Genomic DNA, 14,672 nt, shown 5'->3' on the forward strand with positions numbered 1-14,672 from the left:
GTTATATCAGCGTTCAATCAACCGGAAAAAATCCTCAAAAAAGCAGGATTTTCTCTCACCTGAAAAAGAGCAAAATAGAAGTGTGATTTAAATATTTGCTCCTATCCTTAAAAAACTATTCTTTCCGCGCTCCTGCCTTGCGCACTTTTTTCGCTCTCATACTTAAGGAAAAGAAGATGAGTCTACTTAATTATTATTTTTCGGATCACAGCAACGAAGTAGTCAGCCGCGGCAGTAATCATTCAGTATTAGGCATCACCAAGGGTCATTACAGCCAGGGAGCTATCCAATACCGCCACCCGGGCACAAATGCCATATGCAGCGACAACATCCGCTATATCGAACCCTCCCAGGAAAGCAATGGCTGGTCAGGCAGTGCCGCCGGAGCCAGCGTACTGGATCACGTGCCCAACCTGGACAATTTCACTATGTCCTGCTGGGCGGATGCCAAAACCTTAGGTTTCTGGACCATCCCCTTTTTGCTCAAGCAAAACGATCAGTGGCGCTTTAGCATTGACTATGAAACCACCTCCAATAATACCCTGTATGTTTATATCAGCTACCATTCTCCGCAAGGCGGTTACCACTGGACCTATACCAGCTTTGCCCTGCCCGATAACAACTGGCATTATCTTACTGTCACCAAAACCCGGGATGACGCGCTGCGTTTTTATGTCAACGGCGAACTGAAAATCACCAAAACCACCGCCACAGGCGAATATACTCTGCTTGACGATGCACCGGTGGAAATGAGTTTTCGCTCGGATCAGCAAAATAATTTCCATAACCCGGGCGCCCGCCTGGGTAACCTGCGTTTTGATACCAGTGCCGCCAGCGCCGAACAAATCAGGGCGCAGATGCTGGAAGATCTGGAGCGGCTGAAAAATCCCCAGGTGCTGGATGTTAAACAGGACAGCTTTACCAATAACAACGCCGCCGTAGTTTCCAATTATCCGGCACATCCGCAGATCCCGCTGGAAAATACCTTAAACAACTTTACCCCGAGAACCGAAAGGGTCGCCGGCACCGACTTTCACTACCTTGAAGCCGAGCTTAACGGTAACGGCAATTATGTACAGATCGACCGCAGCTTGAAATTTACCGAAGCCGACAGCCTGGACTACCTCAGCGTCGCCGCCTGGGTACGGGTGCCCAGCAATTTACCCGCCATCAACGGCGATAACGAAGAAGAAATCATCGTCTCTTTCGACCGCAGCGAATATTTCCGCCTGTCCGTCAATGCCCCCTTCGGCACGGAAACCGGCGCTATCTTGTTTGCCACGGCGGCGCAGATTGGCGAGACCCGGGATATTCACGACCAAAGCCCGGCAAGCGGCCATAACATCAATGACGGCCAATGGCACTTTATCACCGCCGTCTATGACGGCGACAACCATACCAAGAAAATCTACCTGGACGGTTTATTAATCGATATTGCCGAAGGAGTACACAGCAACCACGGCAGCCTGGGGACCGGCGTCGACCGGGTCGGTTTTATCGGCGCCGGCAGCGAAGACGACGGCAGCGGCGCGGTTCATCTCGGCCCCACCAGCTCCAATTATATTAATATCGGCCGGGTGATAGTACGCCGGGATCTGCTATCGCCGGCACAAATCAAGGCGCTGATGGCGCAAAGACCCGGCAGTCGCCCCGCCAGCCGGGATTTCTGGCTCGATTATCATTTTGACCGCCTCAGCGACGAGCGGGTGCTGGACAGCTCGGGCCACCAGCACGATGCGGTATTCTCCGGGTTCCAGCGGCAAAGCGAGCGTATCGGCGGCAGCAATTTTCCCTTTCTTGAAAACGTGGCCAGCCAAAACAGTTATCTGGACATCGTCGACAACTTCACCTTGTCCCAGGACTTAAACTATGAGTCTTTTGCCTTTTCCCTGTGGCTGAGGCTGCCGCAAACCTTAAATTCAGATCAGATCCTGATCTCCATGGACAACAGTCAGTTTATGCAGGCCTGGGTCGATCAAACCAGCCATAACCTGCATCTTAACCTGATACATAGCAGCGGCATGATCCAGCTCACCGGCAGCACGGCAATCAATGACAACCAATGGCATTTTGTCACCTTCAACCTCGACTGCCCTACCCGGCAAATCAATATCATGCTCGACGGCGCGGTCGAAGCCGCCGAGTTCTTTGACAATATCGACCGCCCGGGCGGCGCAGATGCCAACGCCCGACTAAAAGTCGGCAGCCAGAGTAATTTATTGATGGGTGAAAACCCTGTCTATTTCGACGGCGATATCGGCCCGATACGCTTTGAACGTTATGCGCTTGAGCTGTCCGAGCATAATGCCTGGCGGAAAAAAGACCGCCCGGATACCCAAGGCAACGGCCTGGTATTTAAATTAACCCGCTTTGAAAAATCACAGCAACAAGCCAATACCCTGCTTGACGAGTCCGGCAATGATAACCACGCCCGCTTTGTTGAGATGGACATCAATACCGATGACGACTTGCATTACCTGGTGGCAGGCGGCGCCCAGCCCCAGGTAATGTTGCCCGCACCTTTAGTGCAAGATCAAAGCGCCGGCATCAGCCAGCTGTCTTTTGCCTGCTGGGTACAGGTACCGGACAATATGGCCTCCGCCAGTGTTATTTTATCTTTTGGCAAGAACCATTATTATGAACTCGGTATCACCGACCAGGGCAAAGCCAGTTTAGTCACCCAGGGACACCAGGTGATCGATGCCAACGAGGCCGACAGCCAGTTCCTCAATACCCTGGAAAGCGGGCTGGCCATTAACGACGGCCAGTGGCACCATATCTGCGCCATTTACGATGGCATCAACGGCTTTAAACGCCTGTATATCGACGGCCATCTGGACCGGGAAATTGCCGATCCCCACGAGGGCGCGCTCGGCTCAGGCTCTACCCGTTACGGCATTATCGGAGCGCCAAGTTATTCCACGCATTTTGCCGATAATCCGCTACCTGATGATGCCCAGCTGTTGTCCCGGGAAGCGGATGAAATTGTCAGGATCGGCCCCTTATACCTGTACAACGCCGCCCTGGACAATATCAGCATCGAACAGCTGGTAAACCAGGACAACTCTTACCTGCTCAACCGCCTCACCAAAACCTACAACCTGGATAACGGCCACTATACCCAGGTGCGTATGGTGCAGCATGAAAACCAGCTGGTGCTGCTGGCCCAGGCCAGTGACGGCCGCTACTATTATGCCACCGTTGCCCCGCAAATTGTCAGCAACAGCGAACGTAACCAGCGCTCGGCGGAGCAGCTAAGAAGCGGCACCCTGGACAACAGCCAGATACGCACCGATGTTTCTTACTGGCCGGCGGCCCTGAAACAATTAATTTTCCCCACCGAACTCAGCCAGGTGGGTTACAGCATAGTGGATAACTATGTCTTTGAGGATCAGCCGGAAGATCCCCGGGAAGACAACTACAGCATCTCGGTCTTTAACCGCTCCACCGGTATTCTCGGCGAGAACCAGCCGTTTAAACTGCTTTCCGACGGCGACTACCTGATTTTATGCCGCCAGGCCAAGTCCAAAGACGACGCCAGCGTGCCCAGGCGCAACAACAAGGCGATCGTCAATAACACCCTGCTGCTTGACCGCTTTGTTCTCAGTGGCGATACCCTGACACCGAAACTTGAGTCCAGGTACCAACGCAGCCGCAACAAAGTCAGGCCCTTTAACAGTAAAGACTCAAAAGATGTCAGGGATCTCAACGGCCAGTTCTTTTACGAACCCAGCCATGAGCTGGCCTTCGTTGACGATCTCTTTGATGGCCAGTTTGATGTCACCCTGGTACCGACCTCTACCGGCTCCCAGTCCCGCTGGTCGATTATGGCGCTGGAAAATAAACGCAAGCTGCTGCGTTATTTCAGCCTGCCCAGCAATAATAACGGCCTGTTCGACACCCGGGGCAAAACCTACTATACCAGTCCGGATGTGCAATACCGCGACAGCATTTACCAGGACAGACCGGGGCTGGATCCCTTCAGCGGTTTACCCCTGATCCCGGTACGGGGTAAACCCGGCTCGGCAGGTTATGCCCTGTCGCTGATTTCAGGCAGCCACTTGCGCCTGGACAACCCCTGGTACGATCCCGCCAACAGCGCGGCCAATAACGGCAAGCCGCAGCAATTTACCCTGATGCTGCGCCTTAAATCCCTGCTGCCGCAAAACGGCGACAGCAGCCGCTGGCTGATAAGTTCAGACAGCCATGCCAGCCTGGCGGTATGGATAGCCAACAATAATACCCTGTATTTCGAATACGGCGGGGTTCAGCGCAGCGTAGCCGCGATGATCCCGGATGAAAACTGGCACCAGTTAACCTTTGTTTACCAGCAAGGGGAGATCATTATTTATCGCGACGGGGTCAGCCTGGCACTAAATAATAGCAGCGAAGCCAAGCCGGCCCTGCCCTTTAGCAGCATCGGCAGCGGCGAATATCAGCTTGGCGGCGGCAGCCAGGATCTGGGCCAGGTGGATGACATCCAGCTATGGTCGCTGGCGCTGGAAAATGAAATTTTATTCGATGCCGTCAATATCGTGCCCCAGCCCAATGCTCCCGGCCTGGTAGCCTATTACAGCATCAATGAAGGCGGTGGCAGCGAAATTTATGATCACAGCAGCAAGAAACACACTGCCACTCTGGTTGCCGGCAGTGCCAACGGCCAGCCACTGAGCACTGACGATTTATGGCGGCGTTCAACCGCCAATCAATATGAAAGTACCGGCCTGGTCCAGCGCCTGTATAAATTACACGACACCCCGGCGGCGAGCGATATCAACCATTACCTGGGATTTGATCTCGAATATTACCAGGTACAGGAAGATGGCATGAATGGAGACGGCGAGCCGACCAATGTACTCAGTGACCGCCGTATGATGCTCACCGCCGCCGTCGGTCAGGGCAATAATACTAAATTGGCGACGGTAGATTTTGCTGTTGATCTTGACGGCACCCTGGCAAATGTCGGCACCCGGCTGCCCCTGCCCGCCTTGGATACCGGCGGCCAGGGCTTGCCGCTCGAGCGCCTGGCGGAGCTGGAAACCCAGGTCGAAGCATTAAAAGCCAAATATGATCTCGGCATCGGCTGGCTCAGGCAAAACAACTTCCTGCTGACCCTGGATGAAAGCGGCGCACCGCTGGCGTTTGGCCGCGATGCCATGCTGGAGCTGAACTTTAATTACCTGGTAAATCTGGACTATGACTTTGACGATGAAAGCAATCTGGATTTAAGCGAACTGATTGGCAATAACGACACCTTCAATGCCGCCTATCAGCAGGTCTTCCTGGTGGATCCCGACGATGCCGGCGGCAACAGGCTCGCCCCCAGCCTGGACGGCAGCCTGATGGCGCTTAGTGCGGATTTATCCGGCCTTTACCCCGGCTTTAATGCCGATGCCATGGGCAAACTGCTGTTTAACAGCGAAGATATCAACCAGCAGCAAAACTACCAGACCTTTTTACTGCAGTTAAGCGAGTTTCGCTGGGCACGTGAGTCTACCCGGCTGGCGGCCCAGTATAACGGCGGACACCAGCAGCTGCTGTGGCCAAGCGGTATTTATCAGTATGTTAACGCCTCGCCGACCCACGGCGCCGGTCTCAGGGTCGACCCCCATCTTTTGGTGACCGGCATCATGCTTAACCTGTACTTCGACTATGCGGTGAAATTGCAGCAGTTAACCGATGCCAGGGAAAACTATAACAGCGAAAGCCAGTTTATGATGCCGATAGTGGCGGCAGATCAGCGGGGGTTAACCGCCAAGGCCGGTTTCTTCAATGAAATACGGCCGCAAACCGTCCCGACGCTAAAACGCAACAGCAGCGGCGGGGTCGAGGTCTTCTTTAAAGGTCTCAACAACAAGATCCTCAGCGCTTATTACGGCACCGCCACCGGCCGCGCCGTCCATAGCCTGAGCACAAGCAACCAGGAAAAAACCTATGTCCAGGCAAAATCCACCGAGACCGAATATAACCATACCCGGATCAGCATCAGTGACGGCAGCTCGGCGCAGTTATGTCACCTTAATATCGTCAACAGCGCCCTGGGGCTGACAGAAACCTGGAGCGATGTGCCGAGATCGCCGGGTAAATTTGCCACGGTAGTTAACGGCAAGGCCTCAACCCTGAGCGCACTGGCGCTGGATCTGCAAAGTTATGACTACAGCAGTGTGATCACCGAAGCCGATACCAACGGCCTGGAGCTTGGCAGCCGCCTGGTGTACGTGGTGCCGGCATCGAGTATTTCCCCCGCCAATAACCTGTTGGAAAATGTCAGCAATGCCTTGCCGGATGCGGTCTTTAAAGCCAACAGCTGGACCACGGACAAGGTAGATAAGGGCTTAAACTTTAACGGCACTAACTATTTGCAAGCCACCGCGGACGAGCAAAGCCGGGTATTGATCAACGCCCTGCAGGATATGACGTTGGAGGCCTGGTACCTGCCGCAATTAACCGGCTCTGCCCAGACCTTAATGGCGTACAGGGATCCGCAAAACCGCCAGGCAGATATCCGCCTTAAACTGGTGCCGCAAAGCGATCCGCTCAAATACAAGCTCAACTTCCAGCATGCGGGCAAGCAGTTCCAGTCGCAAAACAGTTATGCCTTTGACAGCCTGGCCCACTATGCCGTGGTCATGAAAAAACAGGGCGGGCTGGAGCTGGCCCCCCGCGCCCGTAACCTTAACGTCGCCGATAGCAGCGGCACCTTTGCCTTAAAGGGAGATACCACCATAGATCTCACCTTTTCCCTGGAAAATACCCGTAAAGATGTCGATCAGCTGCTGATGCGCAAAGGCAATAACTTTAAAGTGTTTGTCGATACCAGCGGCAATCTTGCCCTGAGTTTTCATGATGAGGATGCCCTGGAATTTATCACTAAGCTGCCCGCCGGTACGGTATTGCAAAACAATACCCGCTACCGGATATTTGTCAGCATAGATCAGGCGGTCAATACCCGCGCCGCCCTCAATGATATTTATGCCAGCAGCACCAATGTCGGCTCCGCCACAGATCTGACCTCGCTGATCCCCGACGGCACCAGCTTCAGGCTCAATAATTCCAGCAACTACACCATAGACAACTTTGCCGTGCCCAGTCTGCCGGACACAAGCGGTGACACCAGCGGCGCCGCCAGTTCGCAATATATCGTCGCGGTAAACCTTGAGGTCTATAACCTAGATGCCGGGGATGAGGTGCCCTCTCTGGCGCTGGACAGCCCGCAAAAACATTACTGTGCTAATTTCCTCAACCAGAAAGATAACTCGGCTTTAGAGTTAATGGCCAATCTCGGCAGCTCGCGTATTATATACCAGGCCGCTTTCTGGTCCTTGCTGCGGGCCAAGGCAGATCAAAACACCCTGATTTCCGGCAACGAAGAAGGACTGACCGCCTGGTGGCCGTTCTCGGAAAATGCCGGCGGGGTTGCCGCCAACCGGCAAAACGATCAGCTCAGCCTGGACTTTTCCGGCGCCCAAGGCACACCGGCTGCCGGGTTTAACTGGCAACTGGGCAGCGCCGATCAGGGCATCAACCTTTATGTCAACGGCAAGGAAAGCGCACTGGACAGTGTCGCTGTTGATCATATCCCGGGCACTGAGGCGATAATCGGCTTACAGCTTGGCCGCGATAGCAATCAAAACCATTACTGCAGCGGTCACTTAGGGGATCTCAGGTTATGGCGTTCGGTGCGCAGCTACGAGCAAATTATCGAAGCCGCCTTTTCCGCGACCCCGGGCAGCAGCCAGGATTTGCTGTTACATTACGATCTCAACCGCTCCGTCGACAACCAGGTGTTTAACCAGGCGGCAAACGGTTTTGCCCTGACCGTTACCGAGCCGAGCAATGCCGAAAACATGGATCTTGTAGTCAGTCAGTCTGTGGCCCCTGTGGGTTATAACGCGCCCTTTATCCGCAATGTTTTCCTCGATGCCAACTCCCCGATGCATATTGAAGTCAACACCAACTCGCCTTTGGATGTCGCCTATTATGCCGTGGCCAATCAGGGCTCTACCGGAGTTGAAGGCGGTTTGTATAAAGGGGCTTATGCCTATGTCGATGACGGCGAACTGAAAATTTATACCGGACAGCCGGTGGCAGAGCTTTATACCGAGTGGTTAAGCCAGGTACAGACAGATCCGCAGATTGTCGGCTTTATCGAAGGTGCGCCGCCGGTGCCGGGGGAAAATCTTACCGGCGGTGATTATAAAGGGGCAACCTCGGTAGCGGTCAGCACCAGCGAAAGCGACAATTACAGCTGGGGCCGAAGCCGCTCCGACTCCGGCTCGGTCGGCATTAACTTTGACTTTGGCATAGGGCCGACGGTGGATGCCTCCAACAACTTCTCGCCGCTGGGCTTTGGCCCGAGTTTGAAAGTGATCAAGGCCAAGTCCCGCTTTAACCTCGGCTTTAATGCCTCCTTTGGCGGCGGTTTTGATGCCAGCAAGAGCCTGTCCGCCAACTTAAGCCTGAGCCAGGAACTACAGCAAAGCCTGGGCGGCGAGCAGGAAAGAAAGCAGTCTTTTTACCTGACCCCCGAGCGGCGCTTCCAGCCGGATAACCTGGGCACGGCATTGGTGGAGTCGTTAACCGCCGATCTCTTTGCCCTGAGGATAAAGCGCAATAAGGCTCTGGTGGGTTACAGCGTAGTGCCCAATGAGGATATTCCCCGCGACAGGAATATCATACATTTCCCCATCAACCCCAAATACACCAAACAAGGCACCCTGGACGGTAAACTGGGCTTTAGCAGCCAGGACTCGCAATTTGTACTGATCAAAGATCCCAGCTACCCGCAGGCCGCCACATATGGCGAATACAGCTACTTCAAACCCAGGGAAACCTATCGTTTAATTCAGGAAATCGACGATAACCAGGCACAAATCCAGGAGCAGTATAATCAGTGGGATAACGGCAAACTCAGGACCTTTGATTATAACCTGGGGGGACTGCCCCGGCAGAACTCGGATGCCATTGTCGGCAGTTCCGATCAGGGTGAGCAAAACCGCCAGCAATACGAGCCGCCGAAACTGGCATTTGCGGTGGACCTTTACAACCGCTATATCTGGACCGCCGAAGGCGGCATGTATAAGGAAAGCTCGGGTTATACCGAAGAGGTGAAAAACTCCTATACCGGCAAGTTCAACTTTAAGTTCAGCGCCAAGGCAGGCTTTAAAACCGATATCGTATTAACCGCCGTTGCCTTTGATATCGGCCTGGGGTTAAGCGTGGATGCCAGCTTGAATTTATCCACCACTAAATCTAAAGCCAGTAAGGACAGCTTCAGTTTATCCGCCAATGTCTCCGGTGAAAATGATCTGCAGCTCTATACCATCAACGAAGCCGAGCGCAGTTTTTACGGCGCGGCAGAAGTCGGCGATGCCGCCTATGATCTTGAAAACGATATCAGCACCCCGCATGGCCTCTATACCCCGGGGACGGCCATCAACCGTCCGGGGAAAGTTGATGCCTACCGCTTCTATTCCTTCTTCCTGCAGCCAAAAGAAGCCTCGTTTGATTATTTGCGGGAAATGGTGATAGATCAGGCCTGGCTCAGGGAAAGTAATGATCCCGGTGCGGCAGCGCTGCGCCAGGTACTCAAACCGGGTGTGCCGCTTAGGGAGAACGAAAAGTCCAAACCCTGGCGCATCATGCACCGGGTCTCCTATGTCAGCCGTATTTTACCGCCGGCCAGCGGGACCTCCGGGGAAACCACCACAGAGCAGAAAGTCGGCAGCAAGTTCGGCAGTAACCACCAGTTATTGAGGTTGCTCGAACCTTATGTTTACGCCGATGATCTCACCAGTGGCCAGCTCGATGCCCGGGTACGCAATGCCGTCAACCTGTATTTGCCTGAGTTTGGCGATCACCAGAGCAAGCAATATATCGTCAACCTGTTCAGGGATTATTATGGCCTGGTATAAACCATAAAAATTCACTGAGACACGATATTCAAGGCCCTTAACTAATTGAAATTAAGGGCCTTATCTTTTCTCACCCATCAGCAGCGACTTTCCCGTTCCCGCCTGTGAAAATCAACAAAAACAAATTAAGTTGCACACAACTAAATTTGACACTACTATTACTCATTATTTACCTTCAAAACTTTCAGGAAAGAAAATGAGCCAAAATATCTATGATTTTAGCGCCGAAGACTATAAAGGCGATCCGGTGGAATTAAAAGACTATCAGGGCAAGGTGATGCTCATCGTCAATACCGCCAGTGCCTGTGGTTTCACCCCGCAATATAAAGGCTTGCAGGAGTTATATGCCAAGCACAAAGAGCAGGGATTTGAAGTACTCGCCTTCCCCTGCAACCAGTTCCGTGAGCAGGAAAAAGGTGATAACGCCGAGATAAAACAATTTTGCGATCTGCAGTTTAATATCAAGTTTCCCTTGTTCGGCAAAATTGAAGTTAACGGCGATAATGCCCATCCACTGTTTAACTTCCTCAAAGAGCAGGCACCGGGCATATTAGGTAGTAAAGGTATCAAGTGGAACTTCACTAAGTTTTTAGTCAATAAAGAAGGCAAAGTGATCAAACGTTACGCGCCTGCCACTAAACCACAAGCGATTGAAGCGGATATTGAAAAACTGCTATGAATGACAGTTTGCAACTGGAGAAACAGCTCTGTTTTCGCCTCTACAGTGTCAACAAAGCCATGAACCGTATGTATGCCCCGCTACTCAAAGAACTGGGCTTAACCTATCCCCAGTACCTGGTGATGTTGGCCTTGTGGGATAAACCTGAAGCAGTAACGGTAAAACAGTTGGGAAAATTGCTGGATCTGGACTCGGGTACGCTATCTCCACTGTTAAAACGCATGGAAAAGCAAGAGCTGCTGCACCGCAGCCGCAGTGAGTCAGACGAGCGCAGCGTTCAAGTCAGCCTCAGTGCCCACGGCAAACATATTCGCGCTAAGGCCAAACTGATCCCCGCAAAGATGTTTGCCAAAACCGGGCTGCCTATGGATGAATTCCTGGCGCTAAATAACCAACTGGATCAACTGTTAGCAAAAATTAGCGACAACTAAGTGTAATTGTTCCCGGCTTGCCCCTATTCCTGAAAAGGTTTGGCCTCACCGGGATATTTCACTTACCGCTGCTAAAAAAGAGTATTGTGCAGCTGCTCGACCACAGTATTGGCATCGGTTTGGGGTACCAGGAAACACAGGTTATTGTCACTGGCACCGTGGCAAATCATGCGGATATTAAAATCGTTAATCTTATCGAAGATATCACTGCCTAACCCTCTCGCAGCATGCAGGCCATTACCAATCACCGCCACCAGGGACAAACCGTGCTCTACCGAGACCTCACACAACTGCTCCAGCTCCGACACTACGGTACTGGTGAGCAGTGCCTGGGTGGTGCCTGTGGGGTTATCAAAGGTAAGGGCAACGCTGATCTCACTGGTAGTGATCAAATCAACACTGAGTTCGTGCTTGGCTAAAATGGAAAAGACCTTGGCCAGAAAACCACTGGCATGCAGCATAGCGGGGCTTTTCACCGTCACCAGGGTTTGCTCTTTTCTCAGCGCTATCGAGCGATAGGTCGGATTTGATTCCACCTGCTGCTTAATCAGGGTGCCGCCTTTTTCCGGCTCTTTGCTGGAGCCGACAAAAACCGGAATATTTTGCCGCATTGCCGGGATCAAGGTGGCCGGGTGCAAGATTTTAGCACCAAAGGTCGCCATCTCCGCCGCCTCGCCAAAACTGATCTCTTTAATGGCCCGTGCCTGATCGGTAATACGCGGATCTGTGGTGAAAATACCAACAACATCGGTCCAAATAGCCAGGTTATCGCCGTTAAGGGCTTCGGTGAGCAAGGCCGCGCTGTAATCCGAGCCGCCCCGCCCTAACGTGGTGGTATGGCCTAAACTGTCGCTGCCGATAAAGCCCTGGGTGACGATAACTTTTTTGGCCAGCTCAGGCACCAGCAACTCCTGGCAATTGCGTTTCAGCTCAGCTAAATCCACCACCGCCTTGCCATATAAACTGTTGGTTTTCATCACCCGGCGCACATCAAAACAGCTGGCGGCGATATCTAACGACTGCAATACCCGGGTAAAAAGCAGTGAGCTAAACTGCTCGCCATAAGCTAAGATGGCATCCGCCGTCTGGGCTTTATATTCATTTGCCTGCTGCGTTGCATGGTTTTCCAGCTCACCAATCAGCGTTTGTAACTGCTGATCCAGTCCGGCTTCCTCCGGCAACTCTTTACGGATATTAAACTGAATTTGCGAGATGGCGGTGATAATGTCACTACGCTCTTGTTCGCCGACATCTTCCTGACTTAAACGTACCAGGTAATTGGTTACCCCGGCACTGGCAGAGACCACCACCACTTTGTTGGCCAGATCATTTTTAATGATAGTGGCGCAGCGCAGCATCGCCTGGTAATCGGCGACACTGGTGCCGCCAAATTTCGCCACGGTCAAAGCATTTACCGCATCCTGGTTTGAAGCATTAACCCCTAGTGACATGAGACCCCCGCATAAACAAGGTTGCAAACAGTAACACAACTAGCCCTACTATAGGCGACAAAAAGCTTGATAATAAAAGATTTAGTAAAAGAAAACATATAACTTCTCCCTAACAGGCATAAACCTGAAAACATTAAGGAAGAGCGTGACTGAGCAGATAAGCATTCATGAAGAATTGTGACCTTACATTTTCAGCCAGAAGCTCTCCACCGAATAGCAAACCAGGCATTTAACAATACCCAAAAGGTTGCCGAAAACGAGTGACAGTCCCAGGGATTCAACCCTGGCAACCGAGTACTATTGACCACAAGCAATAGCGCTCTCGGCGTTAGTCCCCCTCAATAACCGTCACAGGAAAAGTGGTTCCTCGTGTTATCTACCTGGCTAACGCGCCTCTTCTGGTGCTGCTGCTTTCATGCGCTTAGGCAATAAAGCAAACAACGGGGCCATTACAGCCTATTTTTCAACTAATTGCAATAGCCTTTTAGACGGCTATGTAATTTTATTTCAAAAAAGGACAAAGCTTATGATTCACGAGGGGAAAATTGCTATAGTGGGCGAAATTAACTAACCGAACACATTCAAGCCCTAAGATGGATTTATTTCTGCTGAAAAAAGTGCTCGGCCTGCTGCTGATGCCGGTCAATCTTATTTTACTCTTTCTCTTCTTTGCCCTGGTTTTCTACAAGCTCAAACCGGGTTTGAGTTTCAAGTGCCTGGTTTTAGGCTTTTTCACCCTGTTACTGTCAAGCCTGCCGCCGGTCGCCGATAAGGTGATGGCGCCGATAGAGACACAATATGAAGCCTTTAGGCAGTCAAGCAAACCGGTAGATTATATTGTTATTTTAGGGTGCAGCCACAGCAACGACGATGCCCTGCCCGCCATCGCCCAGCTGGAATATTGCTCGCTGCAGCGTTTGGCTGAAGCAGTCAGGATATTTAAGTTACATCCCGAAGCCACCTTAGTCTCCACCGGCAGCGCCGTAACTCAAGGGACAAGCAATGCCGAAAAGGTCAGGCAGGCCGCCATCAGTTTAGGCGTACCCGAGCATAAAATCATCAATGAGAATAATGCCCGCGATACCGAAGAAGAAGCCGAGCTAGTCGCCCCCAGGGTACGGGGCAAACACATGGTGCTGGTTACCAATGCCGATCATATGCCCCGGGCAATGGCCTACTTTAAAGCACAGGGGTTAAGCCCGACACCGGCGCCGGCGGCTTTTTGGGTCAAGGGAGATGGGCAAAACAAACAGTGGCATTATTACTTTCCCCATGCCAAAACCCTGGTGCAAAGCACCCGGGCCTGGTATGAGTATTTAGGCCAGCTGGCCTTATGGTTCAAATCCCTGCTTTAGGGAGCTGTTACTTTAACGCTTTTTATACCGGATTATTAATATCGATAAATTCCACCGATAAGTCGGTATGCTCCGCTAAATGTGCCGCCAGGGCTTTAGCGCCATAACGCTCGGTGGCATGATGGCCGGCGGCAAAGAAATGGATATCCATTTCATGGGCAACATGTGTGGTTTGCTCCGAGGCTTCGCCGGTAATAAAGGCATCTATGCCCTGCTCTGCCGCCAGCTCAATATAACCCTGGCCGCCGCCGGTACACCAGGCCACGGTGCGTATCGTTTTATTCGACGGCGGCGGTATATGCAGGCACTGGCGGTTAAGGGTTTCGCTGATACGTGCCGATAAGACTTCCCCGCTAACTTCACCGGCAAACTGTCCCTGCACAGCGACGCTCAGCGGATTACCCAGCTCCAGCGGTCCCGTGGTTTCAATACCCAATAGCTTGGCCAGTTGCGCGTTATTGCCCAGCTCAGGATGGATATCGAGCGGTAAGTGATAGGCAAATAAATTAATATTATTTTCTAACAGCGCCTTAATGCGATCATGTTTCATGCCGCGGATCACATAAGATTCGTTTTTCCAGAAAAAGCCGTGGTGCACCACCAGTGCATCGGCGTTATGGGCGATGGCCTGGTCAATAAGCGCCTTGCTGGCGGTAACCCCGGTAATGACCTTGTGAATGTCATTGCTTCCCTGTATCTGTAAACCGTTGGGACAAAAGTCTTTAATTTGTTCCGGTTTTAACAGCTGGTTTAATTGTTGCTCAAGTTCATTGCGTAGCATAGTTAATATCTTTTAAGGGTGACTGATCTATTGCCAGAATAATAAGGCATTTACCTCAGTC

General features: G+C 52.1%; 6 protein-coding genes and 1 riboswitch. Of the genes, 4 read left to right on the forward strand and 2 right to left on the reverse strand.

The window, feature by feature from the left end; all coding sequences use genetic code 11:
- Positions 1-176 precede the first annotated feature (176 nt).
- The 3 genes from SG35_RS15545 to SG35_RS15555 all read left to right on the forward strand — a co-directional run bounded on the left by SG35_RS15545 (position 177) and on the right by SG35_RS15555 (position 11,024).
- The gene (locus SG35_RS15545; protein ID WP_044834866.1) at positions 177-9,914 is read left to right on the forward strand and encodes a LamG-like jellyroll fold domain-containing protein; all 9,738 of its coding nucleotides are present in this window, start codon (positions 177-179) and stop codon (positions 9,912-9,914) included.
- A gap of 196 nt (positions 9,915-10,110) precedes the next feature.
- Entirely contained in the window at positions 10,111-10,593 is a 483-nt protein-coding gene (locus SG35_RS15550) for a glutathione peroxidase (RefSeq protein WP_044834865.1), read from the forward strand.
- Positions 10,590-11,024 (forward strand): MarR family winged helix-turn-helix transcriptional regulator, encoded by a 435-nt coding sequence (locus SG35_RS15555; protein ID WP_044834864.1) that lies wholly within the window; start codon positions 10,590-10,592, stop codon positions 11,022-11,024. The genes SG35_RS15550 and SG35_RS15555 overlap by 4 nt, the downstream gene beginning before the upstream one ends.
- A 71-nt stretch (positions 11,025-11,095) precedes the next feature.
- On the opposite strand, the gene lysC is transcribed toward SG35_RS15555, so the two are convergent.
- The gene (gene lysC / locus SG35_RS15560) at positions 11,096-12,475 is read right to left on the reverse strand and encodes a lysine-sensitive aspartokinase 3 (protein ID WP_044834863.1); all 1,380 of its coding nucleotides are present in this window, start codon (positions 12,473-12,475) and stop codon (positions 11,096-11,098) included.
- A gap of 191 nt (positions 12,476-12,666) precedes the next feature.
- A riboswitch (Lysine riboswitch) is annotated at positions 12,667-12,881 on the reverse strand.
- Positions 12,882-13,068: 187 nt separating this feature from the next.
- Here lysC and SG35_RS15565 point away from each other — a divergent pair.
- Positions 13,069-13,830: an ElyC/SanA/YdcF family protein gene (locus SG35_RS15565; protein ID WP_044834862.1), complete on the forward strand. Its 762-nt coding sequence runs from the start codon at positions 13,069-13,071 to the stop codon at positions 13,828-13,830.
- A gap of 22 nt (positions 13,831-13,852) precedes the next feature.
- On the opposite strand, the gene SG35_RS15570 is transcribed toward SG35_RS15565, so the two are convergent.
- The gene (locus tag SG35_RS15570; protein ID WP_044834861.1) at positions 13,853-14,611 is read right to left on the reverse strand and encodes a Nif3-like dinuclear metal center hexameric protein; all 759 of its coding nucleotides are present in this window, start codon (positions 14,609-14,611) and stop codon (positions 13,853-13,855) included.
- Between the last annotated feature and the right edge of the window lie 61 nt (positions 14,612-14,672).

Origin of the sequence: Thalassomonas actiniarum (assembly GCF_000948975.2) — a bacterium.
Lineage (GTDB): Bacteria > Pseudomonadota > Gammaproteobacteria > Enterobacterales > Alteromonadaceae > Thalassomonas > Thalassomonas actiniarum.

What these genes read in the sequence shown, in the direction of transcription:
- SG35_RS15565 (WP_044834862.1), top strand. Translation starts at nt 13,069, where the DNA reads ATGGATTTATTTCTGCTGAAAAAAGTGCTCGGCCTGCTGCTGATGCCG.
- SG35_RS15570 (WP_044834861.1), bottom strand. Translation starts at nt 14,611, where the DNA reads ATGCTACGCAATGAACTTGAGCAACAATTAAACCAGCTGTTAAAACCG.
- SG35_RS15555 (WP_044834864.1), top strand. Translation starts at nt 10,590, where the DNA reads ATGAATGACAGTTTGCAACTGGAGAAACAGCTCTGTTTTCGCCTCTAC.
- SG35_RS15550 (WP_044834865.1), top strand. Translation starts at nt 10,111, where the DNA reads ATGAGCCAAAATATCTATGATTTTAGCGCCGAAGACTATAAAGGCGAT.
- SG35_RS15545 (WP_044834866.1), top strand. Translation starts at nt 177, where the DNA reads ATGAGTCTACTTAATTATTATTTTTCGGATCACAGCAACGAAGTAGTC.
- lysC (WP_044834863.1), bottom strand. Translation starts at nt 12,475, where the DNA reads ATGTCACTAGGGGTTAATGCTTCAAACCAGGATGCGGTAAATGCTTTG.